Source organism: Lichenibacterium dinghuense, assembly GCF_021730615.1.
Lineage (GTDB): Bacteria > Pseudomonadota > Alphaproteobacteria > Rhizobiales > Beijerinckiaceae > Lichenihabitans > Lichenihabitans dinghuensis.
The window spans coordinates 326891-352635 of record NZ_JAJLMN010000001.1; the positions used below are offsets into that span (position 1 = coordinate 326891).

Here is a 25745-nt window from a genome sequence, read left to right on the forward strand (position 1 = left end):
CGATGGTCTAGAAAGCGCCGCCCCGCATGATCTCCTCCATCTTCGTCGACCGGCCGCGCCTCGCGATCGTGATCTCGATCATCGTCACCATCGCGGGCGCGCTCTCGATCCTGCGCATCCCGGTGGCGCAGTTCCCCGACATCGTGCCGCCGCAGGTGCAGGTGGCCGCCACCTACCCCGGCGCCTCGGCCTCGGTGGTCGAGACCGCGGTGGCGCAGCCGCTCGAAGCGCAGATCGTGGGCGTCGACCAGATGCTCTACATGAAGTCGTCGAGCGGCAACGACGGCTCCTACAACCTCACGGTCTCGTTCGCGCTCGGCACCGACCCGAACATCGACACCGTCAACGTCAACAATCGCGTGCAGACGGCCCTGTCGCAGCTGCCCTCCGAAGTGCAGGCGGAAGGGCTGACGGTGCAGAAGCGCTCGTCCTCCGTTCTGCAGTTCATGATGTTCTACAGCGACAACGGCCAGCAGGACCCGCTGTTCATCACCAACTACGTCATCATCAACGTGCTCGACGAGCTGTCGCGCACGGCGGGCGTGGGCCAGGCGTCGCTGTTCGGCAAGCTCAACTATTCGATGCGGATCTGGTTCGACGTCCAGCGCCTCAACAACCTCAACATGGCGCCCTCCGACGTCGTCAACGCCATCCAGTCGCAGAACGTGCAGGCCGCCGTGGGCCGCATCGGCGCGCGGCCCATCTCGGACGAGCAGCAGTTCCAGTTCAACCTGCAGACGCAGGGACGGCTGACCACGCCCGAGCAGTTCGGCGACATCGTCATCCGCGCCAACCCGGACGGCTCGACCATCAAGGTCAAGGACGTCGCCCGCGTCGACCTCGGCGCGCAGAACTCCGACAACTTCAGCCGCCTCGACGGCAAGCCGGCCGTCGCCATCGGCATCTACCTGTCGCCCGGCGCCAACGCCGTGAACACGGCCGCGGCCGTGCAGGCCACGCTCGACAAGGTGTCGAAGCGATTCCCCGAGGGGCTGAAGAACAAGGTCGTCTACGACTCCACCACCTTCGTGCGCGACACGATCTCGGAGGTGCTGAAGACGCTCGGCGAGGCCTTCGTGCTCGTCGTGATCGTGGTGTTCGTGTTCCTCGGCAACCTGCGCGCCACGCTGATCCCCGCCGTGGCGGTGCCGGTCAGCCTCATCGGCACTTTCGCGGTGCTGCTGGTGTTCGGCTTCTCGGCCAACACGGTGTCGCTGCTCGCCATGGTGCTCGCCATCGGCATCGTGGTCGACGACGCCATCGTGGTGGTCGAGAACGTCGAGCGCGTGATGGAGGAGCATCCCGAGTTCAGCCCCGGGGAGGCCACCAAGCAGGCCATGCGCGAGATCACCGCGCCCATCGTGGCGATCACGCTGGTTCTGCTCTCGGTGTTCGTGCCGCTGGCCTTCATCCCCGGCCTCACCGGCGTGCTGTTCCGGCAATGCGCGGTGACGATCTCCATCGCCATGCTGATCTCGGCCATCAACGCGCTGACGCTGTCGCCGGCGCTGTGCGGCATCTTCCTGCGGCCGAGCGGGAAGCGGCGCGGCATCATGGGCCGCGTGCTGAACGGCATCGACAAGACCCGCGACGGCTACGCCTGGGTCGTGGCGCGCCTCGTCCGGGTGGCGATCGTGTCCGTCGTGATCATCGCGGGCTTCGCGGTCGCGGTCTATTTCGCGGCGCTGCGGACGCCGACGGGCTTCCTGCCCGAGGAGGACCAGGGCGCCTTCTTCGTGGTGATCCAGCTGCCCGACGGCGCCTCGGTCAACCGCACGGGCGAGACCGTGAAGACCATGGAGGACCTGCTCCTCAAGATGCCGCAGGTGGCCGACACCTTCGCGGTGGTGGGCTATTCGTTCCTCGACACCGTGTCCGAGCCCAACGCCGGCTTCATGGTCGTCAAGCTCAAGCCCTTCGAGGATCGCACGGCCGCGGCCGACTCGGTCCAGGCCACGATCGGCGCGGTCTTCCGCGACGCGCAGCAGATCCGCTCCGGCAACGTCATCGCCTTCAACCTGCCGCCCATCATCGGCCTGTCGACCTCGGGCGGGTTCGAATACGACCTCGAGGCCCTTCAGGGCCAAGACCCGGCGATCATCGGCCAGGCCGCGCAGGGTCTGATCGCCGCCGCCAACGCGAACCCTGACCTCCAGCGGGTCTTCACCACCTTCACGGCCTCGAACCCGTCGCTCTACCTCGACATCGACCGCGTGAAGGCGTCGGCGCTCGGCGTCAACATCGGCGACATCTTCAACGTGCTGCAGTCGACGCTCGGCGGCACCTACATCAACAACTTCAACCTCTACGGCCGCACCTGGCAGGTCAACATCGAGGGTGAGGCCAAGGACCGCGCCGACATCGCCGACATCTGGCAGATCTACGTCAAGAACAGGTCCGGCGGCGAGGTGCCGCTGCGCTCGCTGGCGTCCCTGCGCGTCGTGCAGGGCCCGCAGGTCATCACGCGCTACAACAACTACCGCGCCATCCCGATCCAGGGCTCGCCCAGGGCCGGCGTGTCATCGGGCGCGGCGCTGGCCGCCATGGCGGAGGTGTCCGACAAGACGCTGCCGACGGGCTATTCCTACGAATGGACCGGCACCGCCTTCCAGGAATACCAAGCGAGCGGCAAGACCGGCTACGTGCTCGGCTTCGCGATCCTCTTCGCCTACCTGTTCCTGGTTGCGCTCTACGAGAGCTGGCTGATCCCCGTCTCGGTGCTGCTGTCCGTCACCGTGGGCGTGTTCGGCGCCTTCATGGGCATCATCCTGGCCGGGCTGGTGCTCGACCTCTACGCGCAGCTCGGCCTCGTGGTGCTGGTGGCGTTGGCGGCCAAGAACGGCATCCTGATCGTGGAATTCGCCAAGGACCGCCGCGCCGAGGGCGTGCCGATCCTCGACGCCGCCATCGAGGGCGCGGGCCAGCGGTTCCGCGCCGTGATCATGACATCGATCGCCTTCGTGCTGGGTCTCCTGCCCCTGGTCGTCGCGGAAGGCGCCGCCAAGCTCAGCCGGCGCGACGTCGGCACCCCCGTCTTCGCGGGCATGATCGTGTCGTCGGTGGTCGGGCTCTTCGTGATCCCGATGCTCTACGTGGTGTTCCAGCGCGTCGCGGAGTGGCTCGACCGCAAGCGCGGGATCGCGCCGCCGAAGACCCGCGAGGAGCGCGAGGCCGAGGCGCGGGACCGCGGCGGCGACGGGGGCGCGCCGGCGCCGGCATGACAGCACGTCGGCGCCTCCCTCGCCGTCGTCGCGCAGGTTCTTCGTCCGTCAGCGCGGACGGGGGGCGTCCTGCACAGACACGAGATCGCCGCTGCGGAGCGCCGGACCGGACCTCGCGAAAGGCCAGAAGCACTCCGAAACCGACCTCCCCTGCGGTCACACGTCGAGCGGCTTCAGCCCCGCCTCGATCTCGCGGCGGCGCCCCTCCAGGAACGGCGGCAGCGACAGCGTCTCGCCGAGGCGCTCCATCGGCTCGTCGGTGGCGAAGCCGGGCCCGTCCGTGGCGATCTCGAACAGCACGCCGCCCGGCTCGCGGAAATACAGGCTCCGGAAGTAGAAGCGGTCGATCGGCCCGCTCGACGGCATCCGCATCGCCTTGAGCCGCTCGGCCCAGCCGCGGTAGGTGTCCTCGTCCGGCGTGCGCAGCGCCACGTGGTGCACGCCGCCGGCGCCCTGCCCCGCCGCGGGTTTGCCCGGCTCGTCGAGCAGGTGGAGTTCCTTCGCGGTCTCGCCGCCGCCGTCCATGGCATAGACGTGGGCCTCGACGTCGCCGTCGCGGTAAGAGCGCACCCGCTCCATCCCGAGCACGTCGCGCAGCACGGCGTCGGTCGCCTCGACCCGCGCCGTGCTCAGCGTGATGGCGCCCAGGCCCAGCACCTGATAGTCGCGCGGCACCGGGCTGCGGGCCCAGGGGTGGTGCGGCGCGGTGCCGGGGTCGGCGACGAGCGACAGGCGCTGGCCCTCCGGGTCCTCGAAGTCCAGCACCAGCCGGCCGTCCCGCTCGGCGATCCCGCCCCGCGACACGCCCGCCGCGGCGAGCCTCTCGCCCCACCAGTGCAGCGCGTCGCGCCCCGGCACGCGCAACCCCGTCCGCACCACCGAACCCGAGCCGCGGCGCTCGCGCGCCGCCGGCCAGTCGAAGAAGGTCACGTCCGAGCCGGGCGAGGCGAGCCCGTCGGCGTAGAACAGGTGGTAGGCCGACACGTCGTCCTGGTTCACGGTCTTCTTCACCAGCCGCATCCCCAGCACCTGCGTGTAGAAGCGGTGGTTGTTCGGCGCGTCGGCCGTGACGGCGGTGAGGTGGTGGAAGCCGGTCAGGACCATGGGGAGGACTCGCGCTGTGAACGGACGAAAGCCGGGCACCCGCGAGGATGCCCGGCTTTCCGAAGGAAAGCGATGGGGAGGGCCGTCAGGCCGCGCGTCGCACCAGGCGGATGACGAGGATCAGCACCACGGCGCCGATCAGCGCGTCGATGATGGCCGCCACGATGCCGGCCCCGAGCGGGATGCCCAGCGCCGGGAACAGGTAGCCGGCGATGATGGCGCCGATGATGCCGATCACGATGTCGCCGATGATGCCGAAGCCGCCGCCCTGGACGAGCAGGCCGGCGAGCCAGCCGGCGATGCCGCCGACGATGATCCAGGTGATGATGGAAGCGCCGTCGAGCGGCATGGTGGTTCCCCCAAAGACAGGCAGGCCCGGGTCGGGCCTGCGCGGCAGGGGAACTGGCGCCGCGGCGTCATGGTTCCGGTCAAGCTTCCGCCCGGCCCGGCGATTTCCGCTCGCGCCGGCAGCGGTCGGAGCAGTAGCGCACCTCGTCCCACACCTTCTCCCACTTCTTGCGCCACGCGAACGGGCGGCCGCAGTGGGCGCAGATCTTGGTGGGGAGGTCGGCTTTCTTGCGCATGGCGAGGCTCGCGTGGAGCCCCTCACATGGGGCGCCCCGGCGCGGCCGGCACCGGGCGATGCGTCAGGCGATGATGTCCGGCGTCATCTGGTCTTCGAGGAAGGACAGGCGGTCGCGGAGGGCCAGCTTGCGCTTCTTGAAGCGCTGAACCTGGAGCTGATCGATGCGGCCGAGGTCAATCAGAGCCTCGATGGCAGCGTCGAGGTCGCGATGCTCCTCCCGCAGGCGGTCGATCTCGGCCTGGAACGACACGCGTTCATCGTCGGTCAGGTCCTTGGCCATCGCCGGATCGCACTCCCCCGCGCACACGCCGCACACTATTCCCCCGACTCGGGGCGGATCGCAAGGCGGCCGGGCCGCCGGCTGGCGCGGGCTCCGGCTTTATGGTGTGCGCTGCAACCCGCGACACTGAGGGCCGTTTAATTGTCCGAATGGCCGTCAGGCCGAGCGCCACCACGAGCGAAGGGACGCCCCATGTCCGACGACCACTACGACGTCATCATCATCGGCAGCGGCCCGGGCGGCGGCTCGATGGCCCACAGCCTCGCGCCCACGGGCAAGCGCATCCTGATCCTGGAGCGCGGGCCCTACCTGCCGCGCGAGCAGGCGAACTGGAACTCCAAGACGGTCTTCGTCGACGGCAAGTACCAGGTCGACGAGACATGGTACGGGAAGGACGGCTCGTCCTTCAAGCCGGGCCTCCACCGCTACGTCGGTGGCAACTCGAAGGTCTACGGCGCGGCGCTGTTCCGCCTGCGCGAGCGCGACTTCGGCGAGCTGAAGCACCCCAACGGGATCTCGCCCGCCTGGCCGATCGGCTACGGCGAGTTCGAGCCCTACTACACGGCGGCCGAGAAGCTGTTCCACGTGCACGGCAAGGCGGGCGAGGACTCCACCGAGCCCCCGCGCTCGGGCGATTTCCCCTACCCGCCCGTCAGCCACGAGCCGCTGATCGAGAAGCTGAGCCGGAGCTGGACCGAGCAGGGCCTCCACCCGTTCCACATGCCGATGGGCATCCTGCTCGACGAGGGCAAGGACGGGAAGCCGAAGCCGACCAGCATCTGCATGCGCTGCGACGCCTTCGACGGCTTCCCCTGCCTGCTCAACGGCAAGGCCGACGCGCAGGTGATCTGCATCGATCCCACGATCGCCCGCTTCAAAAACGTGACCCTGCTCACCGAGGCCTACGCCAAGCGCCTGGAGACGTCGCCGGACGGCAAGACCGTCAAATACGTCCACGTCGACCGCAACGGCGTCATGGAGCGCTACTCGGCCGACGTCTTCGTCGTGGCCTGCGGCGCGCTGTCGTCCGCGCAGCTGATGCTGCGCTCCTACGGGCCGAACCACGACAACGGCCTCGCCAACGGCTCCGACCAGGTGGGGCGCAACTACATGCGCCACAACCAGTCGGTTCTGATGGCCTTCCTGAAGGAGAAGAACACCACGGTGTTCCAGAAGACGCTGGGCTGCAGCGACTACTATTTCGGCGACGAGGAGTACCCCTACCCGATCGGCCTGATCCAGATGTGCGCCACCACCCACGGCGACCAGGTGCGCGGCGAGGAGGTGCCGCACTGGCTGAACGACTTCATCCCGCAGCTGCCCTTCAACAAGATCGCCGACCACGCGCTCGACTTCTGGCTGTCGAGCGAGGACCTGCCGATCCCCGAGAACCGCATCCGCTACGAGGGCGAGAAGGTGTTCCTCGACCTCCACGAGACCAGCATGGAGGCGCACAAGCAGCTCACGAAGCGGCTGGAGCGCATGATGAAGGCGGCGGGCTGCGCGCCCTTCCTGCTGGAGCGCGACCTCTACCTCGGCAAGGACATCCCGGTCGGCGGCACCGCCCACCAGGCCGGCACCATGAAGTTCGGCACCGACCCGAAGAGCTCCGTGCTCGACGTGAACTGCAAGGCGCACGAACTCGACAACCTGTATTCCACGGATGCCGGCTTCTTCCCGTCGATCGGCGCCGTGAACCCGACGCTGACCATCATCGCCAACGCGCTGCGCGTGGCCGACAACTTGCGCGAGCGCCTGGGCGCCAGGGACGTGCCGGCGGCGCAGCCCGCGGTCGGCAACAGCTACGTGCTGGCGGGACACTCGCCGATCCTGGAGCCCGCCTAGGGCGGGCCGCGACCGAGCGGGGCCACCTCATCGCGTCGAGATGCCGGCGGATCGCCCGGCCATGACGACGCTTCGGGCGCGGGGCTCAGCCCCGCACCCTCCGGAGGCCGAGGGCCTCCGAGGATCAGTTTCCCAGGCAGGGCCATGGCCGACGACTACGAGATCATCGACAAGAGCTTCAAGCGCATGGTGCTGCCCAACGCGGCGCTGACCAAGCTCGGGGAGGGGTTCGGCTGGCTCGAAGGCCCCGTCTGGTTCGCCGACCAGCAGTGCCTGCTCGTGTCCGACCTGCCCAACGACCGCGTCATGCGCTGGAGCCTGTCCGGCGGGATCTCGGTGTTCCGCGAGCCGAGCGGCTTCGAGAACGGCCACACCCGCGACATGCAGGGCCGGCTGATCTCCTGCTCGCACGGCGGCCGCATCACCCGCACCGAGGTCGACGGGCGCATCACCGTGCTGGCGGACCGCTACGACGGCAAGCCGCTGAACTCGCCCAACGACGTCGTGGTGAAGTCGGACGGCACGATCTGGTTCTCGGACCCGCCCTACGGCACCAACACGGACTACGAGGGCGGCAAGCGTGAGGCGTTCCTGCCCGCCAACCTGTACCGGCTCGACCCCGCCGACGGCTCGCTGGCTGTCGTGGCCGACGACTTCGAGGGACCGAACGGCCTCGCCTTCTCGCCCGACGAATCGAAGCTCTACGTCGCCGAGACCGGCGGCCAGTTCGATGCCGAGCCGACGCAGTACATCCGCGTCTTCGACGTGTCGGCCGACGGCGCGCGGCTCGGCGGGGGACGCAAGTTCCACACCGTGTCGCCCGGCAACAGCGACGGCTTCCGTGTCGACGAGGAGGGCAACGTGTGGACGAGCGCCGGAGACGGCGTGCACTGCGTCTCGCCCTCCGGCGACGTGCTGGGCAAGATCAAGGTGCCCTTCACCGTTGCCAACGTCGAGTTCGGCGGGCGCAACCGCGCGCAGCTCTTCATCTGCGCGTCCCACACCCTCTACGCCATCTACACCAACGTGCGGGGAGCGCGCCGCCCATGACCCTGCAGTCCCGGCGCGTCGCGCGCGTCGACTTCACCGCGTCCGACCTCGCGGGAACCCGGCACTTCTACGAGGGTCTGGGCTTCGCGGCCCTCGGCGAGCCCGTCACCGTGGACGGTGCGGAGTTAGCGCTGCTGGGGCTGCGGGACGCGAGGGCCGAGCGGCTGACGATGGCGCTCGGCGCGCAGGAAGTGTCCTTCGTCGCCTTCGACCCTCCCGGCCGCCCCTACCCGGCGGACAGCACCTCGACCGACCTCTGGTTCCAGCACATCGCCGTCGTGGTGTCCGACATGGCGGAAGCCCATCGCCGCGCGCTGGCCGCCGGGGCGCGGCCGATCACGCGGGGCGGGCCGCAGACCCTGCCGGCCAACACCGGCGGCGTGACCGCCTTCAAGTTCCGCGACCCCGACGGGCACCCGCTGGAGCTCCTGTTCTTCCCGGCAGGGACGGGAGCCGAGGCCTGGCACGCGCGCGACGTCGCCTCGCCCTTCCTCGGCATCGACCACACGGCGGTGGCGGTCGGCGACGCCGACCGGAGCCGGGCCTTCTTCGAGGGGCTCGGCCTGACGGCCGGGGACGGCACGCACAACCACGGCGTCGAGCAGGAACGGCTCGACGACGTCGCGGACGACCGCTGCCGGGTGGTGCCGATGCGGCCGCCCGCGAAGCCGCCGCACGTCGAGCTTCTGGGCTACGAGGTCGGCACGCGCCGCCCCATGCCGGCCGACACGCGGGCCGACGACGTCTGGGCCACGCGCGTGTGGATCGAGGTCGCGACGCTGTCGGGCGACCACGTCACCCGGGGCGCGGCGCTGCCGGGCGGCGCTCGCGCGGCCCTGCTGAGCGACCCGGACGGGCACATGGTCGTGGTGTTCGAGGCCGGCGGAGCAGCCTGACGCCTCAGTCGCGCCGTCGACGGACGCGGTGGCGCGGGGCGGGCGCGTCGTCGCCGGGCTCGTCCGATGCGGTGGCCGCGCCGTCGTGCCGCCGCCGCATGAAGTCGAGCTCGTCGTCGAGCGATCCCGGAGCGGGCCGCCGGTGCCGCGCGCAGCCCGGCATCTCGCTCGGGATGTCGCCGTCCGCACCGCGGTGGGGCGAGCAGGGGCCGACCGGCGCCTCCTGCGCGGGCGCCGGACCGGACAGCAGGGCCAGGGCCGCCACGAATCCGCATCTCCGAAGCGCCCCGGACATGTCACCCTCCGATCGATGCGCGCCACGGTAGCGGCCCGGGGCCCGCCGGCCAAGCGAGGGGCGGTGGCGCCGTGCGGACGGACGTGCGAAGGGCGCCGGGGGGACCGCGCGGCGCGGCCCGTCGCGGAGTTCCGAGCTTGTCCTTCGAAAGCCTGCAGTCCCTCGGTCTCGTCGAGGTGCTGGTGATTCTGCTCGCCCTGCTGATCGCCGCCGCCGAGTTCGGCAATCGGCTCGGACGCGCCCATCGCAGGAAGGTCGCCGACGACACGGACGCCGGAAACCTCGCCAGCGCCGCCCTCGGCCTGCTCGCCCTGCTGATCGCCTTCACCTATTCCATGGCCCTCGAGCGCTACGACCTCCGCCGCCAAGCCGTGCTGCAGGAGGCCAACGCCATCGGCTCGGCCGCCAACTTCGCGCTGATGCTGCCCCGGGCCGAGCAGGCGCCGGTCCTCGCCGACCTCAAAGAATACACGGAACTCCGCATCGCGCTCGGCGCCCCCCACGACGCCGCCAGATTCGCCGCCGACATCCAGCGATCCGGCCAGCTCCGCGCTGACCTGTGGCGCCGGGCCGTGGCGGCCGAGACGGCGGAGCCGCAAAGCCTCGGCGTCTACCAGTTCGTGTGGAACCTCAACGACATGAACAACATGGGCGAGAAGCGCGTCACCGCGCTGCGCAACCACGTGCCCGTCGTCGTGTCGCTGATGTTGGCCGGAACCGCGCTGGTCGCCCTCGGCTTCTCGGGCTACGGGGCGGGCGTCGCGGGCGTCAAGCGCCGCGTCGCCAACCTCATCATGGCCCTGCTGGTGTCGACCCTGATCGCCCTGATGCTGGATCTCCAGCGGCCCGATCGCGGCACCATCCAGGTGCCCACACAGCCGCTCGAGGACACGCTGAACGCCATCCCGGCCGCGCCTCCCGCTGGGTGATGCGCCGCGGGAACAGGCGGCGCGCGCTCGGGCTTATACCGCCGTCATCCACGCGGAACCCACCATGATCGAGGCCCAGCCCGACGCCGCCAACCTCCTGCCCGACGCGGAACCGCTCCGCATCGCGGCGCTCGATCCGGAAGGGCTGGCGATCCTCTCGGCGCACCTGCAGGACGCCGACATCCGCGTCGGCGACATGGCCTACCTGCCAGAGCAGCGCCGCTTCGCGCTCGCGGGCGCGCGGTTCGACTGGTACGCGGCGGCCCGCGGCGGCTGCGAGCGCTGCGGCACCGGCCTGCACTTCGAGCGGGTGACGCGGGTGCGGCGCGCCGGCTTCGACCAGGACCCGGACGCGGTGCTGACGCTGCTGGCCATCTCCTACGAGCCCACAGAGGCGCCGGCCGGCACCGTCATGCTGCATTTCGACGATGACGGCGCCGTGCGGCTCGACGTGGAGGTGCTCGAAGCCGTCCTGTCCGACATCGGGCCGCGCTGGAACTGCAAGAGCCCGCCCGACCGGGACGGCGTCCCGCGGCCGTCGCCGGCCTGACGCCGCGGTTGGGCCGCCTTTGTTGCAGCGCTGCAACAATATCGAGGCCCGTTTCACGTTAGCGTGAGGGCGCGGGTTCCTTCCAGATCCGCGCCCGAAACGCGTTCTCATGCCCTTATCCCGCGCCCGCCCCCTCGACGACCCGGCCGCCGACGCCGCGCTGCTGCTGACCCGCCTCGGCCTCTTCGTGCTGGCCTTCGCGGTGCCGCTGAGCGCCGTCGTGTCGCGCCGCGCCGTCTTCACGCTGCTGCCCATCGGCGGGGGACTGCTGGTGCTGGCCGCGACGCTGCTGCCGCGCCCGCCCATCGAGCGACGCCTCGCCCGCGGCCTGACCACGACGGCGGGGCTCGGCGGCGCGGCCCTGCTGGTGTGGACCGCGCTGTCGATCCTGTGGACGCCCTTTCCCGCCGACGCGGGCCTGCGCTGGCTCAAGGAGGGCGGCACGATCCTCGGCGTCGCGGTGGTTCTGGCGGTGCTGCCCGAGCGCACGCGGACCTCGAACCTCTACCTTTTCCCGCTCGGCCTCGTGCCGGCCGGCGTGGCCACCGCGGTGTTCGGCCTCGTCGGCGCGCAGCGGCTCAGCGTGTTCCCCGACCCCGATGCGACGCTGGTGCGCGCCGTGGTGAGCCTCGTCGTGCTGGTCTGGCCCGCGCTGGGCGCCCTGGCGGTGCGCGAGCGCTGGACCTCCGCGGCGCTGCTCGTAGTCGGCATCACGCTCAGCGCCATGGCGGCCTGGACGCCGGTGGCGCTGACCGCGCTGGCGCTCGGCGCCGTGGCCTTCGCGCTCGCGACCTTGTCGCCGCGCCGCGCCGGCACCGTCCTCGGCGTCGCCGCGGCGGCCGTCCTCCTGCTCGCGCCCGCCATCCCCTTCGTCTTCGGCCCTGTCTTCGACCGGCTCGGGGCCGCGCTCGGCGGCAGCGTGCCGGAGTTCGGCGCCATGGCGCGGGCGCTCCACCTGTGGGCCGACATCGTGGCCTCGTCGCCGGCGCGGGTGCTCACCGGGCACGGGCTCGACCTCGCGACGCGCGGCGCCGTGGTGGGCTTCCTGCCGCCCGAGATCCCGCGCAGCCTCGCCTTCGAGATCTGGTACGACCTCGGCCTCGTCGGGGCCGTCGCGGCGGCCGCGGTGGCCTACGGCGGCTTCGTCCTGGCCGGGCGGACCTCGGAAGCGGTGGCGCCCTTCCTGCTGGCCGAGATCGTGTCCGGCCTGACCTTCGCGCTGTGGGGGCTCGACACCACAGAATTGTGGTGGGTCACGACGCTGTCGGTCGGCGCGCTGGCCTTCGCCGTGGTGATCCGCGGCCAGTACCGCACGGAGCGGCCCCAAGCGCGGGTGGTGCCGACCGTCGAGGTGCCGGACCGGCGGCGCGCCGCGAGCTGAGCCGCCGAGGATCGGCGCTAGCCCGCCTCGGCCACGGCGAATCCCTGGGCCCGCGCCAGCGCGGCGAAGCGGCCGCCGCGCCGCAGAAGCTCGTCGAAGCCCCCTTCCTCGACGATGCGTCCGTCGTGGAAGACGAGGATGCGGTCGGCCCGGCGCACGGTCGACAGGCGGTGCGCGATGATGAAGGTGGTGCGCCCGCGCGCCGCGGCGTCGATGGCGTCCTGCACCAGCCGCTCCGTGACGGCGTCGAGCGCGCTCGTGGCTTCGTCGAGCAGCAGGATCGGCGGGTCCTTCAGCAGCACCCGCGCGATGGCGAGGCGCTGGCGTTCGCCGCCCGACAGCGACCGGCCGCGCTCGCCGAGCACGGTGGCGAGGCCGGCGGGCTGGCGCGCCACGAAGTCGAGCGCGCGGGCGCGGCGCAGCGCCGACTCCACTTCCTCGGCCGAGGCTTCGGGCGCGCCCACGCGCAGGTTCTCCTCGATCGAGCGGGCGAACAGCATCGGCTCCTGGAACACCACGCCGATGTTGCGGCGCAGGCCCGCGAGCTGGATGTCGCGGAGGTCGGTGCCGTCCACCGTGATGCGGCCCCGGGCGGGATCGAAGACGCGGTGGAGCAGGCCGAGCGTCGTCGACTTCCCCGACCCGGTCTCGCCGACGAGCGCCACCGTCTCGCCGGCCTCGACCGTGAAGGCGACGTCGGACACGGCGTCGCGCCGGCCGTCGTAGCTGTAGGCGACGCCCTCGAAGGCGACGCGGCCGGCGACGCGGCCGGGATCGCGGGCCCTCGGACGATCGGCCACGGCCGGCACGGTGTCGAGCACGCCGAAGAAGTCGCGCAGCTTCGGCACCTGCAGGAACAGCGCGTTGGAGAAGGACACGAGCTGGTCGAGCCGGGCGATCATGCCGGCGGCGAGGCTCATGAAGGCCACGATCTCGCCCACCGTGGCGAGGCCGCGGAAATGCAGCGCGAGGCCCAGCACGAAGATCGACAGCAGCGTCAGCGTCGAGGCCGCCCGCGTCGCCACGGCGGCCAGCGCCCACCAGGACAGCACCGGCATCTGCGCCGCCAGCACGGCCTCGGTGACGCGGCGCAGGCCGCGCGCCTCGTTGGCCACGCGGGTGAAGCTCTGGATCACGGGCACGTTGGCGAAGCTGTCGGCGACGCGCTCGGCGAGGCCGCTGTTGTGGCGCTCGACGCTGGTCTGCATGGCCTCGGTGTGGCGCAGCACGAGCAGGGTGGCCGAGCCGGAGGCGGCGACGAGCACCACCAGCAGGACCCCGAGCCGCCAGTTCACGAAGAGCGACAGCGGCATCATCACCGTGAGCGCGACGAAGGACGCGCAATTGTCCCGGAAGAAGGACAGCCACAGCCCCGCCATGCCGTTCACGCCTTCCAGCATGACCTTGAGCAGCCGCCCGGAATGGTTCGCGCCGTGGAAGCTCGTCGGCAGGTGCAGCACGTGCTCGAAGAAGCTCGCCGTGAGGTCGAGGCGGCGGCGATGGGCGAGGCGGTCGGCGTTGAAGGCCAGCGACACGCCGCACAGGATGTTGAACAGGCCGAGCGCCCCCCAGGCGATCAGCGGAGGAAGCACACCGGCCCACCCTCCCCCGCCCGAGCCCGTGACGCGGTCGATGATGCGGCCGAACAGGACGGGCTCGCCGAACTGCGCCGCGGCCAGCACGGCATTGGCGAGCACCAGAACGGCAGCGACGCGCCGCTCGGCCCCGAGCGCGCCGAGGACGCGGAAATACAGGCGGATCATGGGGGCTTCGGCGGGAGGACGACGGGGAGCGATTAGCACGGATCCGGGGAGATTGGAGCGAGGCCGGCGTCGCGGCGCTTGCGCCGCCGCGCGACTTTGCGCAACGTGAGGCGCGGCGGAGGCTCCCCGCGGCCGGGAAGCCGGAGCGCGGGGCCCCTCCGCCGATCGGAAAGACGCGCCCATGGCTCATGCCCGCAAGATCCTCATCGTCGACGACGACGGCGATCTGCGGGCCACCCTGACCGAGCAGCTCGGCGGCCACGCGGAATTCTCGGCCCATTGCGCCGGCTCGGCCGCCGAAGCCGAGGCGGCGCTGGACTCGGGCCGGCCGGACCTCGTCATCCTGGCCAGCGCCCTGCCGGACCGCGACGGCCTGATCCTCGTGAAATCGCTGCGCGCCGACGGGTTCTCCGGCCCCGTGATCGTGCTGAGCGGCGCGGGGGCGCCGGAGGACGAGGTCGTGGCGGCGCTCGAAGCCGGCGCCAACGACTGCGTGTCCAAGCCCTTCCGCTTCGCCGTGCTGCTGGCGCGCATCCGCGCCCACCTGCGCCAGCACGACGGCAGCGAGGACGCGGCGCTGCAGGTCGGCACCTTCACGTTCAAGCCGAGCGCCAAGCTGCTGACGACCGAGCGGGGCGCGCGGCTGCGCCTGACCGAGAAGGAGACCGCGATCCTGCGCTTCCTGTACCGCGCCGGGCCGCAGGTGGTGAGCCGCGACGTGCTGCTGCGCGAGGTGTGGGGCTACAACAGCAACGTCACGACCCACACGCTGGAAACCCACATCTACCGCCTGCGCCAGAAGATCGAGGACGACCCGGCCCACGCCCGCGTGCTCGTGACCGACGCCGGCGGCTACCGGCTGATGGCGTGAGGCGCGTCATGGCGCTCGGGGACGACATCGGACGGCTGCGGCGCCTGCCCGTCTTCGCCTGCCTCGACCCCGAAGCCCTGAAGCTGGTCGCCTTCTCGGCCGAGACCCGGCGCCTGCCCGCCGGCCACGTGCTGTTCCGGCGCGGCGAGGCGGCCGAAGCCGCCGTGCTGCTCGCCGCCGGCACGCTGGCGCTCGACGAGGAACACGAGGACAGCCTGTCCGTGCGCTGGGCGCAGGCCGGGACGCTGCTGAACGAGGCGGCGCTGTTCGCGCCCGGCGTGCAGACCGTGACCGCCACGGCGCACGAGACCTGCACCGTGGTGGCCGTGCCCCGGGCGCTGATGATGCGCGTGCTCGACGTCCACCCCGGCAACGCCGGGGCGCTGCGCCGCTACTGGGCGAGCCGCCTCGGCGCCCGCCTGGCGGCGTTCAGAGCCGCAGCTCCGCCATGACCGGCACGTGGTCGGACGGCTTGTCCCAGCCGCGTGCTTGCCTGTAGACCGTGACGGCGCCGAGCTCGCCGCCGAGGTCGGGGCTCAGCCACACGTGGTCGAGCCGCCGGCCCTTGTCGGCCGCGGCCCAGTCGGGCGAGCGATAGCTCCACCAGGTGTAGAGCTTCTCGGCCGGCGGCACGCGCTCCCGCATGGCGTCCACCCAACCGCCGGCGGCGCGCACCCGGCCGAAGGCCTCGACCTCGACCGGCGTGTGGCTGACGACCTTGAGCAGCGCCTTGTGACTCCACACGTCGGTTTCGAGCGGCGCGATGTTGAGGTCGCCGACCACGACCGATCGCTCCGGCAGGAGGTGGCGCAGCTTCGGCCCCTCGGTCATGCGCTCCAGGAAGTGAAGCTTGTGGTCGAACTTCGGATTGATCGCGGGGTCGGGCTCGTCCCCGCCCGCGGGGACGTAGAAGTTGTGCACCGTCACGCCCGCACCGACCGACACCCGCGCGGAGATGTGGCGTGCGTGGCCCTCGCGGCAGAAGGGCCCGCGCACGACGTCGGACAGCGGGTAGCGGGACAGGATCGCGACCCCGTGATAGCCCTTCTGGCCGCTGATCTCGATGTGCCGATAGCCGAGGTCGCGCAGGTCGGAGAACGGGAAGTCCTCGTCCCGCACCTTGGTCTCCTGCAGGCAGAGGACGTCGGGGCGGGCGAGGTCGGCGAAGCGGCGCACGATGGGCATGCGCAGCCGCACCGAGTTGATGTTCCAGGTCGCGATGGTCAGGGTCAAACGGCGTGTTCCGGGTGGTCGGGCGCGGCGGGCCGGCCGCCCGTGGCGCCCGGCGCCCGCGTCACTTGCGGGTGTCGAGCATGCGCTCGGTGTTGATCTTGAACTGGCTGTCGTCCGGCTTGGTCTGCAGGTCGACGTCCGACAGCGACACCACCGTCTCGTAGCCCTGCGGGTCCACCACGGTCCACTGCTTCAGCGCGAAGGGCTGCTGCTCGAAGGTCAGCCGGATCTTGGACGTCCCGCCGAAGGTGGCGTGATCCTCGATGTCGATGGACGCCGTGTTGCCGTCGCCGGATACGCCGGTGATCTTGGTGTCGCTGGCGAGATCGACGTGATCCTTGAGCAGGAACTTCAGCGGCGTCTGGCCGATGAAATACAGGTCCTGCGTGTGCAGCTTCCGGTCGATCACGGCGACGGACGTGCCGTCCGCGACCACTTCCAGCGTCGCCGGCGGGGCATAGGCGAAGCGCATCCGCCCCGGGCGGTCGATCAGCAGCTGGCCGTCGGTGCGGCGGCCGTCGCCGCCGATCTGCGTGAACTTGGCGATCATCGTCGCGTCGTCGTTGAAATAGGCGTTGGCCTTGGCGATCAGCGCGTCGGAGTCGAGCGGCACCGGCTTGCCGACCGGCTTGGCGGCCTTGGCCGACTGCAGGTTGAGCGGCTTCGTGTCCGCGGACGCCTGGCCCCCGATCAGGGCGAAACACACGAGCGCGATCGGGAGCGAGCGATTCATGCAGGAAATCCGGCTGGGCATGGGTCGGCGCGATAGGGTTCCGGTGTGGCGTTTGTGAGACGGTGGCGCCTCGGCTGCCCGGAACGGAGGCAGGCCCGGCCCGGCCCGCCTCAGAGATCCTCCGGGTCGAAGGCTTCGCGGTCGGCGCCGCCGCCAACCAGGACCTCGCGCTTGCCGGCGTGGTTCGGGGCCGCCACCACGCCCTCGCGCTCCATGCGCTCGACCAGCGAGGCGGCCTTGTTGTAGCCGACCGCGAGGCGGCGCTGGATGTAGGAGGTCGAGCACTTCTTGTCGCGCAGCACCACAGCGACGGCGCGGTCGTAGAGGTCGGCGCCTTCCTCCGCGTCGAGCGAGCCCGGCGCGGGGGGCTCGGCGCCCGGCCCGGGCTCCCCGTCGCTCTCCTCGACGACGGCGTCGAGGTAGTCGGGACGGCCCTGGGCCTTGAGGTGGGCGACGACGCCCTCGACCTCGACATCGGACACGAAGGGGCCGTGCACGCGCGAGATGCGGCCGCCGCCCGCCATGTGGAGCATGTCGCCCTGGCCGAGCAGCTGCTCGGCGCCCTGCTCTCCCAGGATCGTGCGCGAGTCGATCTTGCTCGTCACCTGGAAGGAGATGCGCGTCGGGAAGTTGGCCTTGATGGTGCCGGTGATGACGTCCACCGACGGCCGCTGCGTCGCCATGATGAGGTGGATGCCGGCCGCGCGCGCCATCTGGGCCAGCCGCTGGATCGCGCCCTCGATGTCCTTGCCGGCCACCATCATCAGGTCGGCCATCTCGTCCACGATCACAACGATGTAGGGGAGGACCGACAGGCTCATCTCCTCCCGCTCGTAGACCGCCTCGCCGGTTTCCCCGTCGTAGCCCGTCTGCACCGTGCGGGTGATGCTCTCGTCGCGCGCGAGCGCTTCCGCCACGCGGGCGTTGAAGCCGTCGATGTTGCGCACGCCGACCTTGGACATTTTCTTGTAGCGGTCCTCCATCTCGCGCACCGCCCACTTCAGCGCCGTGACGGCCTTCTTGGGGTCGGTGACGACGGGGGTGAGGAGGTGCGGGATGCCGTCGTAGACGCTCAGCTCCAGCATCTTCGGGTCGATCATGATGAGCCGACATTCCTCCGGCTTCAGCCGGTACAGGATCGACAGGATCATGGTGTTGATGGCGACCGACTTGCCCGAGCCGGTGGTGCCGGCGACGAGCAGGTGCGGCATGCGGGCGAGGTCGACGATGACGCTCTCGCCGCCGATCGTCTTGCCGAGCGCGACCGCGAGCTTGAACTTCGATTCCGAGAAGTCCGGCGACCCCACGAGCTCGCGCAGGTACACGGTTTCCCGGCGCTGGTTCGGCAGCTCGATCCCGATGACGTTGCGGCCCTGGACGACGGCCACGCGGGCCGAGACGGCCGACATGGAGCGGGCGATGTCGTCGGCGAGGCCGATCACGCGGCTCGACTTGATGCCGGGCGCGGGCTCCAGCTCGTAGAGCGTGACCACGGGGCCGGGGCGCACGTTGATAATCTCGCCGCGGACGCCGAAGTCCTCGAGTACGCTTTCGAGCAGGCGGGCGTTCTGGGTCAGAGCGTCCTCGGACACGACGGTGGTCGACAGGCGCTTCGGCTCGGACAGGATGGCCGGGCTCGGCAGGTCGTAGCCGCCGGGATGGAACTCGCGCTGGCGGCGGGCCGCGGCGCGCAGGGGGGCCGCGGCGGCCGCCATGCGGGACAGGACCGAGACGGCCTCGGGGCGGCCGGCCGCGCGGGGCGCGGGGCGCTCGGCCTCGTCGCGGGCGGGTGGCGCGAAGGACGGCTCACGCCGACCCTTCTCGTCGCGCGGGCGGCCGGGCCCGTCGAACGAGGGCTCGACGCGGCCCGCGGGCGCGGCCCCGGCCGGCACGGGACCCGCCTCGAGCCAGGACGGGACGGCCACGGGCTCGGAGGGGCGACCGCGGCGCAGGGCGCGCCCCACCGCCGCCCTGGCGCTGAGACCGGCGTGGAGGACCGCGCCGAGCGACACGAGCCCCATGCCGGGCTCGCCGTCGGCGTCCTCGTCGAAGGGGGAGCGCTGCGGCTTCGGCACCGGCACCCACTCGTAGGCGCTGGCGTCGTCGTCCACCTCGCCCGGCGCGGGCTTCAGGCCGAAGCCGGCGGCGGCCGTCAGGGCGAGGATCGCCACCCCGGCGCAGACCAGCGCCAGGATCATCAGCATGGGCTCGGAGGGGCCGAGGAGGCGGCGCGGCAGCGCCAGGACGGCGTCGCCCACGATGCCGCCGAGGCCGGTCGGGAGCGGCCAGCGGTCGGTGGCGGGCAGCGAGGAGGCGAGCCCGGTCGCGCCGCAGGTGCCGGCGGCCAGCAGGATCAGCCGCAGCCGGGCGTGGTCGAGCCTGTGGCGCGACAGAAGCGTCAGCCCCCAGCAGAAGACGGGCGGCAGCAGGGCCACCACGGCGATGCCGAAGACCTGCATGACGAGGTCGGCCACGACGGCGCCGACGGGCCCGGCGAGGTTGTGGACGGTGCCGCCCACGGCGTGGTTCCAGCTCGGGTCGTGGACCGACCATGTGGCCAGCGACAGGCTGACGGCTCCGACGGCGCCGAGCACCAGGAGGCCGGCGGCTTCGGCGCAGCGCCGCACCAGGAACTCGCGCGCGGGCTCCGGCATGATGTCGAAGGACGAAAGCGTGGAGATGCGCACGGGCGGCCCGGGTTCGATCCCATGGATCGGGCGGAGGCGCGGCGTCGCGCCCGTGGCCCTCGGGCCGCCGCGCAAGCCCCGGGGCTCCGTCCGACCCTCACGTTAGGTCGATATGCTTAAGGGTCCGTGAGCGCGGGGCCGGGCGCCCCCTCTCCGACGGCCGGCGGGCCCGCCGAAAACGAAAAAGCGGCCCCGAAGGACCGCTTCCCCGCCAGATCGCGACCGGAGTCGGATCAGTAGTTGTAGGCGCGCTCGCTGTGCTCGGCGATGTCGAGACCCTCGCGCTCCTTTTCGGGCGACACGCGCAGGCCGATGACCATGTCGACGATCCAGTACAGGATGGCCGACCCGGCGCCCGACCACACCAGCGTGGAGATGACGGCCTTGAGCTGGATCAGCACCTGCTGGCCCATGTCGTAGGTGCCGGTCATGTCCTTGAGGTTGGTATAGTCGGTGATGCCGACGCCGCCGAGCGAGGGGGCGACCAGGATGCCCGTCATGATGGCGCCGAAGATGCCGCCGATGCAGTGCACGCCGAACACGTCGAGCGCGTCGTCGTAGTGGAACTTCTCCTTCACGACGGCGACGAAGAACCAGCACAGCGGGCTGACCAGCAGGCCGAGCACGACCGAGCCCATGGGGCCGGCGTAGCCCGAGGCCGGGGTGACGGCGACGAGGCCCGCGACGGCGCCCGACGCCATGCCGAGCAGCGACGGCTTGCCCTTGATGGCCCATTCGGTGAACAGCCAGGACAGCACGGCCGCGGCGGTGGCCACCATGGTGTTGACGAAGGCGAGGGCCGTCGTGCCGTTGGCTTCGAGGTTGGAGCCGGCGTTGAAGCCGAACCAGCCGACCCACAGCAGCGAGGCGCCGATCATCGTCATGGTGAGCGAGTGCGGCGGCATGGGCTCGCGGGGGTAGCCGATGCGCTTGCCGATCAGCACGCAGCCCACGAAGCCCGCGATGCCGGCGTTGATGTGCACCACCGTGCCGCCGGCGAAGTCGAGCGCGCCGGCCTGGGCGAGCCAGCCCGCGCCGGCCGTCACGGCGTCGAGGTTCGCCTGGGCGGCCTTCTTGGCGGCGTCGTCGGTCGCGGCGGCGAGCGCCTTGGCGGCCTTGATGATGTCGTCCGGAGCGGCGGTCGCCCACACCCAGTGCGCCACCGGGAAGTAGATGATCGACACCCACAGGAACATGAACAGCATGACGGCCGAGAACTTCATGCGGTCCGCGAAGGCGCCGACGATCAGCGCCGGGGTGATCATCGCGAAGGTCATCTGGAACACCATGTAGGCGTATTCCGGGATGACCGTCTGGGGCGAGAAGGTGCCGACCGTGGAGGTCGCGTCGATGCCCTTCAGGAACACCTTGTTGAGGCCGCCGATGTAGCCCTGCCAGGCGCCGCCGTCGCCGAAGGCGAGCGAGTAGCCGTAGACGACCCAGACCACGCCGACGAGCGACACGATCATGAACACCTGGCTGAGCACCGCCAGCATGTTCTTCGAGCGCACGAGGCCGCCGTAGAACAGCGCGAGGCCCGGCACCGACATCATCAGCACCAGCGCCGAGGAGATCAGCATCCAGGCGGTGTCGCCCGGGTTGGGCTTCAGGGCCGCCGTCGCGGTGGCGACCGCCGGGGCGGCCGTGGTGGCCGCCTCGGGGGCGGGCGTCTGCGCCAGGGCGGTGCCGGCCATCACCAGCAGCGACACGGCGGCCAGCCCGAGCGCCGTTCGCGTTCGTGCGGACTTGAGGAAAGGCGGCGTCGCGGGGAGCGACGGGGGACTGAACGTCATCGATGGACTCCGGTGGGCAGTGGGTCAGCCGAGCGCCGCCGCGGCCACGCGGGCACGGCCGGTCGCGCCCCCGCGGTGCGGGGGGCGTCGATGCTCGACTGGCGATGGGAGGGGACAGGCTCGCCGAGCCCGCCCGAACGGATGGTCAGAGGGCGTCGGCGTCGGTCTCGCCCGTGCGGATGCGGACGGCCTGCTCGAGCGTCGTCACGAAGATCTTGCCGTCGCCGATCTGGCCCGTGCGGGCCGTCGCCGTGATGGCGTCCACGACCTGGTCGAGCAGCTCGGCCGCCACCGCGACCTCGATCTTCAGCTTCGGCAGGAAGCTCACCGCGTATTCGGCGCCGCGGTAGATCTCGGTGTGCCCCTTCTGGCGGCCGTAGCCCTTGACCTCCGTGACGGTCAGCCCGTGCACGCCGACGGCCGTCAGGGCATCGCGGACCTCCTCCAGCTTGAAGGGTTTGATGATGGCCGTGACAATCTTCATCGCAGGATCCTCGGACTTCGGTCCCGCCCCGACCCTCTCGGGCCGAGGCTCGCGTGGGGACCATCCGCCGCGCGAGATCGCGCGGCAGCGTTCGAGCACTCTTTCAAGCCCCGTGCCAAAGTTTAGCCGCGGCAAAGGCCGAGGAGCGGCCGGCCGTTCCGGCGCACTTGTGGCGGAATCGAGGCTGAATGCCTGTTAATTAGGCAATCTGCGCGCGTCAGGAGCCTCGACCCGGTCAGTCGTGGTCGCGGAGCCGGATCAGGCCCTCCTGAGCCGTGGAGGCCACGAGCACCCCCGACCGGTCGAAGATGGAGCCGCGCGCGAAACCGAGGGCGCCGGACGCGCTCGGGCTGTCTTCGGCGTAGAGCAGCCACGCATCGGCCCGGACGGGGCGGTGGAACCAGACCGCGTGGTCGAGGCTCGCCGCCTGGATCGCGGGATCGAAGACGGTGCGGCCGTGGGCGGAGGTCGCCGTGTCGAGCAGCGTCATGTCGGACATGTAGGCCAGCAGCGCGGCGTGCAGGGTGGGATCGTCGGGCAGCGGGCCGCCCGCCCGCATCCAGACGGCCTGCCGGGCCGGGTGGGGCCCGGGCGGGCGCCGCGCGAAGCGCGACGCGTCGACCGGGCGGAGCTCGACGGAGCTGTCGCGGCCGAAATAGTCGCGCACGGCCGGCGGCAGGCCGACGAGGGCGCGGAGCTCGTCCGGGCCGGGCAGCGCTTCGGGCGGCGGCGCGTCAGGCCGCGGCGCGGCGTGGTCCAGCCCGCCGGGCTCCGGCGCGTGGAACGACGCCGACATCTCGAAGATCGCGCGGCCGTGCTGGCGCGCCACGCAGCGGCGCGTGGTGAAGCTGCCGCCGTCGCGCAGCCGGTCGACGGCGTAGTCGATCGGCTCCTCGGGGTCGCCCGGCAGTATGAAGTAGCCGTGCAGCGAGTGAGGCGGCCGCCCGGCGGCGGTGCGGGCCGCGGCCACCAGCGCCTGCGCGACGACGAGGCCGCCGAAGATGCGTCGGCGCCCCACGGCCGGGCTGCGGCCGGCGAAGCGGTCCGGCCCGGCCTCACCGAGGTTCAATGCAGCGACGAGGTCGGCGAGCGTGTGGGCCACGGCGGCGTCCCGCGCTCAGTCCCGCTTCACGTGCTCGACCGACTCGGCGAGGAGTTCGGCCATGCGGTGCCGGATCCGGTGTTCGCTGATCCCGAGCCCGTGCTTGTTCAGATCCTCGCCGAGCCGGGCCGCGACGGCGTCGTCGCCCCCGTTCTCGATCGCGACCGCCAGGAGCCGCCCCGCATAGGCCTCGGCCTCGTCGCCGCTGAGCCCGAGCTGGTGGGCCGCCCACAGGCCGAGCTCGCGGTTGCGGCGCGCCTGGGCGCGGAAGGCGAGGTCCTGGTCGTGGGCGAACAGGTTTTCGAAGGCGCGTTCCCGATCGTCGAAGGTCGTCATGGGGCGAGGCTCCCGGGCCGCGGGGCGCGGCTGGCCCGTTCCGAACGCGCATCTTGCGGCTCGGATGCGCGCTGCCCAAATCTTGCGCTTCAGCGCGCCCCGGCGGGCCGCGCCGCCCGGCGCGCGCCGGGGGCGGCGTTGTGCGGGACGGTGCGATCCGCTAGGCTGCCGCGGGGTCGGTCAGACGGGGCGCTCCATTCCCCCCTGCCGCATGCGGCTTCGATGTTGCAACGACGTCGCGCGAGCCGGTCGAGCGAGCGTGAGTGAGGAGCCCGACCGACCCATGGATTTTCTCAAGCCCCGGTTGACGCCAATGAACCGCCGCCGCCGCATCTACGAGGGCAAGGCCAAGGTCCTCTACGAGGGTCCCGAGCCCGGCACCCTGATCCAGCACTTCAAGGACGACGCCACCGCGTTCAACGCCAAGAAGCACCAGATCATCGACGGCAAGGGCGTCCTCAACAACCGGATCTCGGAGTACATCTTTCAGCACCTGAACAACATCGGCGTGCCGACGCACTTCATCCGTCGGCTGAACATGCGCGAGCAGCTGATCAAGGAGGTGGAGATCATCCCGCTCGAGGTGGTGGTGCGCAACGTGGCGGCGGGGTCTCTGTCGACGCGCCTCGGCATCGAGGAGGGCACGCAGCTCCCGCGGTCCATCATCGAGTTCTACTACAAGAACGACGGCCTCAACGACCCCATGGTGTCGGAGGAGCACATCACCGCCTTCGGCTGGGCGTCGCCGCAGGAGATCGACGACATCATGGCCCTCGCTATCCGGGTCAACGACTTCCTGTCCGGCCTGTTCCTGGGCGTCGGCATCCGCCTCGTCGACTTCAAGATGGAGACCGGGCGCCTGTGGGAGGGCGACCTGATGCGGATCGTCGTGGCAGACGAGATCTCGCCCGACTCGTGCCGGCTGTGGGACGTGAAGTCGAGCGACAAGATGGACAAGGACCGCTTCCGCCGCGACCTCGGCGGCCTCGTCGAGGCCTACACCGAGGTGGCCCGCCGCCTCGGCATCATGCAGGAGAACGACGCGGCCCGCTCCGCTGGGCCGCAGCTCGTACAGTGACGCGGCTTGCACCCGCGACGCCTCGGAAAGCCCCCGCGCGGGGCTTTCTTCGTTTCGGGGAAGCGGCCGACCGGGATCCCGCCGTCGCACTTTACGGCCGGGGACGGCTCGCGGCCCGCGCGGTGGCCTGCTAGTCTGTCGCATGCGGACCGAGACGCCGCAGCGCCGAGGGGGTTCCGCCATGCCGACGACCGACCTCGCCAAGCGCGTCTACAACCACACCTGGAAGCTCGACCCGATCGTCCGCAGCCTGCTGGACACGGACTTCTACAAGCTGCTGATGCTCCAGATGATCTGGGGTCTCTACCGCGACCAGCCGGTGACCTTCTCCCTGGTCAACCGCTCCCACAGGGTGCGGGTGGCGGACGAGATCGACGTCGTGGAGCTGCGCGACCAGCTCGACCACGCCCGCTCGCTCACGGTGAGCAAGAAGGAGATGATCTGGCTCGCCGGCAACAGCTTCTACGGGCGCGCCCACATCTTCGAGCCCGCCTTCCTGTCCTGGCTCTCGACCTACCAGCTGCCGGACTACGACCTCGCGGTGCGCGACGGCCAGTTCGAGCTCAGCTTCTCGGGTTCCTGGGTCGACGTCACGCTGTGGGAGATCCCGGCGCTGGCCATCATCAACGAGCTGCGCTCCCGCGCCGCCCTGAAGGGGCTCGGCCGCTTCCAGCTCGACGTCGTCTACGCCCGCGCCAAGGCCAAGCTGTGGGACAAGGTCGAGCGCCTGCGCGGCCTTCCCGAGCTGCGAATCTCGGACTTCGGCACGCGCCGCCGCCACGGCTTCCTGTGGCAGCGCTGGTGCGTCGAGGCGCTCAAGGAGGGGCTCGGCGACGCCTTCACGGGCACCAGCAACGTCCTGCTCGCCATGGACAACGACCTCGAAGCCCTCGGCACCAACGCCCACGAGCTGCCCATGGTGCTGGCCGCGCTGGCCCGCGACGAGGCGGGCCTGCGCCGCTCGCCCTATGCCGTGCTGGCCGACTGGCGCAAGTACTACGGCGGCAACCTCCTCATCGTGCTGCCCGACACCTTCGGCACGACGCCCTTCCTCCGCGACGCGCCGGACTGGGTCGCGGACTGGACGGGCTTCCGCCCGGACTCGGCCCCGCCGATCCCCGGCGGCGAAGCCATCATCGAGTGGTGGCGGTCCAAGGGCCGCGACCCGCGCGACAAGCTGCTGGTGTTCTCCGACGCGCTCGACGTCGACACGATCGAGGAAACCTACCGCCATTTCCAGGGCCGCGTGCGGATGAGCTTCGGCTGGGGCACCAACCTCACCAACGACTTCGCCGGCTGCGCGCCGACGCCGAACGGCGGCCTGAAGGCCATCTCGCTCGTGTGCAAGATCACCGAGGCCGGCGGCCGCCCCGCCGTCAAGCTGTCCGACAACCCCGAGAAGGCGCTCGGGCGCCCGGACGAGGTGGAGCGCTACCTGCGCGTCTTCGGCCAGGCGGGCCGGGTCGCCCAGCCGGTCCTGGTGTAGGCGACCGCTTCCCTTTCCGCTCCGCATCCGATACGCAGGCCG

24 protein-coding genes are annotated in these 25745 nt (G+C 71.2%); 11 read left to right on the top strand and 13 right to left on the bottom strand.

The features are described from left to right. Nucleotides 1–26: 26 nt before the first annotated feature. On the top strand, nucleotides 27–3221 hold the full coding sequence (locus L7N97_RS01535; RefSeq protein ID WP_237476625.1) for an efflux RND transporter permease subunit: 3195 nt from the start codon (nucleotides 27–29) through the stop codon (nucleotides 3219–3221). Between the two features lie 156 nt (nucleotides 3222–3377). Here L7N97_RS01535 and L7N97_RS01540 read toward each other — a convergent pair whose 3' ends face one another. The 4 genes from L7N97_RS01540 to L7N97_RS01555 all read right to left on the bottom strand — a co-directional run bounded on the left by L7N97_RS01540 (nucleotide 3378) and on the right by L7N97_RS01555 (nucleotide 5191). Then, on the bottom strand, nucleotides 3378–4325 hold the full coding sequence (locus tag L7N97_RS01540) for a ring-cleaving dioxygenase (RefSeq protein ID WP_237476626.1): 948 nt from the start codon (nucleotides 4323–4325) through the stop codon (nucleotides 3378–3380). Between the two features lie 85 nt (nucleotides 4326–4410). Beyond that, complete coding sequence (locus L7N97_RS01545; RefSeq protein ID WP_237476627.1) at nucleotides 4411–4674, bottom strand: GlsB/YeaQ/YmgE family stress response membrane protein; 264 nt, start codon at nucleotides 4672–4674, stop codon at nucleotides 4411–4413. Between the two features lie 79 nt (nucleotides 4675–4753). Next, nucleotides 4754–4909: a DUF2256 domain-containing protein gene (locus L7N97_RS01550; RefSeq protein ID WP_237476628.1), complete on the bottom strand. Its 156-nt coding sequence runs from the start codon at nucleotides 4907–4909 to the stop codon at nucleotides 4754–4756. Between the two features lie 63 nt (nucleotides 4910–4972). Then, entirely contained in the window at nucleotides 4973–5191 is a 219-nt protein-coding gene (locus tag L7N97_RS01555; RefSeq protein WP_237476629.1) for a YdcH family protein, read from the bottom strand. 192 nt (nucleotides 5192–5383) lie between these two features. Here L7N97_RS01555 and L7N97_RS01560 point away from each other — a divergent pair, with 192 nt between their 5' ends. The 3 genes from L7N97_RS01560 (at nucleotide 5384) to L7N97_RS01570 (ending at nucleotide 8982) form a co-directional block, all read left to right on the top strand. After that, entirely contained in the window at nucleotides 5384–7036 is a 1653-nt protein-coding gene (locus L7N97_RS01560) for a GMC oxidoreductase (RefSeq protein WP_237476630.1), read from the top strand. Between the two features lie 144 nt (nucleotides 7037–7180). Continuing rightward, the gene (locus L7N97_RS01565) at nucleotides 7181–8086 is read left to right on the top strand and encodes an SMP-30/gluconolactonase/LRE family protein (RefSeq protein WP_237476631.1); all 906 of its coding nucleotides are present in this window, start codon (nucleotides 7181–7183) and stop codon (nucleotides 8084–8086) included. Continuing rightward, the gene (locus L7N97_RS01570; protein WP_237476632.1) at nucleotides 8083–8982 is read left to right on the top strand and encodes a VOC family protein; all 900 of its coding nucleotides are present in this window, start codon (nucleotides 8083–8085) and stop codon (nucleotides 8980–8982) included. The genes L7N97_RS01565 and L7N97_RS01570 overlap by 4 nt, the downstream gene beginning before the upstream one ends. 4 nt (nucleotides 8983–8986) lie before the next feature. Here the strand turns inward: L7N97_RS01570 and L7N97_RS01575 are convergent, their stop codons facing one another. Beyond that, nucleotides 8987–9247 carry a hypothetical protein gene (locus L7N97_RS01575; protein WP_237476633.1) on the bottom strand — a complete coding sequence of 87 codons (261 nt, stop codon included), beginning with the start codon at nucleotides 9245–9247 and terminating at the stop codon, nucleotides 8987–8989. Nucleotides 9248–9414: 167 nt separating this feature from the next. On the opposite strand from L7N97_RS01575, the gene L7N97_RS01580 reads away from it, so the two are divergent. The 3 genes from L7N97_RS01580 (at nucleotide 9415) to L7N97_RS01590 (ending at nucleotide 12137) form a co-directional block, all read left to right on the top strand. Continuing rightward, on the top strand, nucleotides 9415–10206 hold the full coding sequence (locus tag L7N97_RS01580) for a bestrophin-like domain (RefSeq protein ID WP_237476634.1): 792 nt from the start codon (nucleotides 9415–9417) through the stop codon (nucleotides 10204–10206). A 64-nt stretch (nucleotides 10207–10270) separates the two neighbouring features. Next, on the top strand, nucleotides 10271–10756 hold the full coding sequence (locus L7N97_RS01585) for a DUF2948 family protein (RefSeq protein ID WP_237476635.1): 486 nt from the start codon (nucleotides 10271–10273) through the stop codon (nucleotides 10754–10756). Between the two features lie 109 nt (nucleotides 10757–10865). After that, nucleotides 10866–12137 carry a peptide ABC transporter permease gene (locus L7N97_RS01590; protein ID WP_237476636.1) on the top strand — a complete coding sequence of 424 codons (1272 nt, stop codon included), beginning with the start codon at nucleotides 10866–10868 and terminating at the stop codon, nucleotides 12135–12137. A gap of 17 nt (nucleotides 12138–12154) precedes the next feature. On the opposite strand, the gene L7N97_RS01595 is transcribed toward L7N97_RS01590, so the two are convergent. After that, nucleotides 12155–13900, bottom strand: a complete 1746-nt coding sequence (locus L7N97_RS01595; RefSeq protein ID WP_237476637.1) for a glucan ABC transporter ATP-binding protein/ permease — start codon at nucleotides 13898–13900, stop codon at nucleotides 12155–12157. 181 nt (nucleotides 13901–14081) lie between these two features. On the opposite strand from L7N97_RS01595, the gene L7N97_RS01600 reads away from it, so the two are divergent. Together L7N97_RS01600 and L7N97_RS01605 are read left to right on the top strand one after the other, a co-directional pair. Further along, on the top strand, nucleotides 14082–14771 hold the full coding sequence (locus L7N97_RS01600; RefSeq protein ID WP_237476638.1) for a response regulator transcription factor: 690 nt from the start codon (nucleotides 14082–14084) through the stop codon (nucleotides 14769–14771). An 8-nt stretch (nucleotides 14772–14779) separates the two neighbouring features. Further along, on the top strand, nucleotides 14780–15223 hold the full coding sequence (locus tag L7N97_RS01605; protein WP_237476639.1) for a cyclic nucleotide-binding domain-containing protein: 444 nt from the start codon (nucleotides 14780–14782) through the stop codon (nucleotides 15221–15223). Here L7N97_RS01605 and L7N97_RS01610 read toward each other — a convergent pair. The 7 genes from L7N97_RS01610 to L7N97_RS01640 form a co-directional block, all read right to left on the bottom strand. After that, on the bottom strand, nucleotides 15201–16004 hold the full coding sequence (locus L7N97_RS01610) for an exodeoxyribonuclease III (RefSeq protein ID WP_237476640.1): 804 nt from the start codon (nucleotides 16002–16004) through the stop codon (nucleotides 15201–15203). The genes L7N97_RS01605 and L7N97_RS01610 overlap by 23 nt on opposite strands. A 61-nt stretch (nucleotides 16005–16065) precedes the next feature. Next, nucleotides 16066–16737, bottom strand: a complete 672-nt coding sequence (locus tag L7N97_RS01615) for a LolA family protein (protein ID WP_237476641.1) — start codon at nucleotides 16735–16737, stop codon at nucleotides 16066–16068. A 110-nt stretch (nucleotides 16738–16847) separates the two neighbouring features. Further along, entirely contained in the window at nucleotides 16848–19391 is a 2544-nt protein-coding gene (locus L7N97_RS01620) for a DNA translocase FtsK (protein WP_237481992.1), read from the bottom strand. Nucleotides 19392–19657: 266 nt separating this feature from the next. Next, entirely contained in the window at nucleotides 19658–21118 is a 1461-nt protein-coding gene (locus L7N97_RS01625; protein ID WP_237481994.1) for an ammonium transporter, read from the bottom strand. A gap of 244 nt (nucleotides 21119–21362) precedes the next feature. Continuing rightward, entirely contained in the window at nucleotides 21363–21701 is a 339-nt protein-coding gene (locus L7N97_RS01630) for a P-II family nitrogen regulator (RefSeq protein WP_237476642.1), read from the bottom strand. A gap of 235 nt (nucleotides 21702–21936) precedes the next feature. Continuing rightward, on the bottom strand, nucleotides 21937–22803 hold the full coding sequence (locus tag L7N97_RS01635) for an acyl-CoA thioesterase (protein WP_237476643.1): 867 nt from the start codon (nucleotides 22801–22803) through the stop codon (nucleotides 21937–21939). A 15-nt stretch (nucleotides 22804–22818) separates the two neighbouring features. Then, complete coding sequence (locus tag L7N97_RS01640; RefSeq protein ID WP_237476644.1) at nucleotides 22819–23139, bottom strand: DUF1476 domain-containing protein; 321 nt, start codon at nucleotides 23137–23139, stop codon at nucleotides 22819–22821. A gap of 283 nt (nucleotides 23140–23422) precedes the next feature. Here L7N97_RS01640 and purC point away from each other — a divergent pair, with 283 nt between their 5' ends. Both purC and pncB read left to right on the top strand, forming a co-directional pair. Further along, nucleotides 23423–24217: a phosphoribosylaminoimidazolesuccinocarboxamide synthase gene (gene purC, locus L7N97_RS01645; RefSeq protein ID WP_237476645.1), complete on the top strand. Its 795-nt coding sequence runs from the start codon at nucleotides 23423–23425 to the stop codon at nucleotides 24215–24217. Nucleotides 24218–24398: 181 nt separating this feature from the next. After that, nucleotides 24399–25703 (top strand): nicotinate phosphoribosyltransferase, encoded by a 1305-nt coding sequence (gene pncB / locus L7N97_RS01650; RefSeq protein WP_237476646.1) that lies wholly within the window; start codon nucleotides 24399–24401, stop codon nucleotides 25701–25703. Nucleotides 25704–25745: the final 42 nt, after the last annotated feature.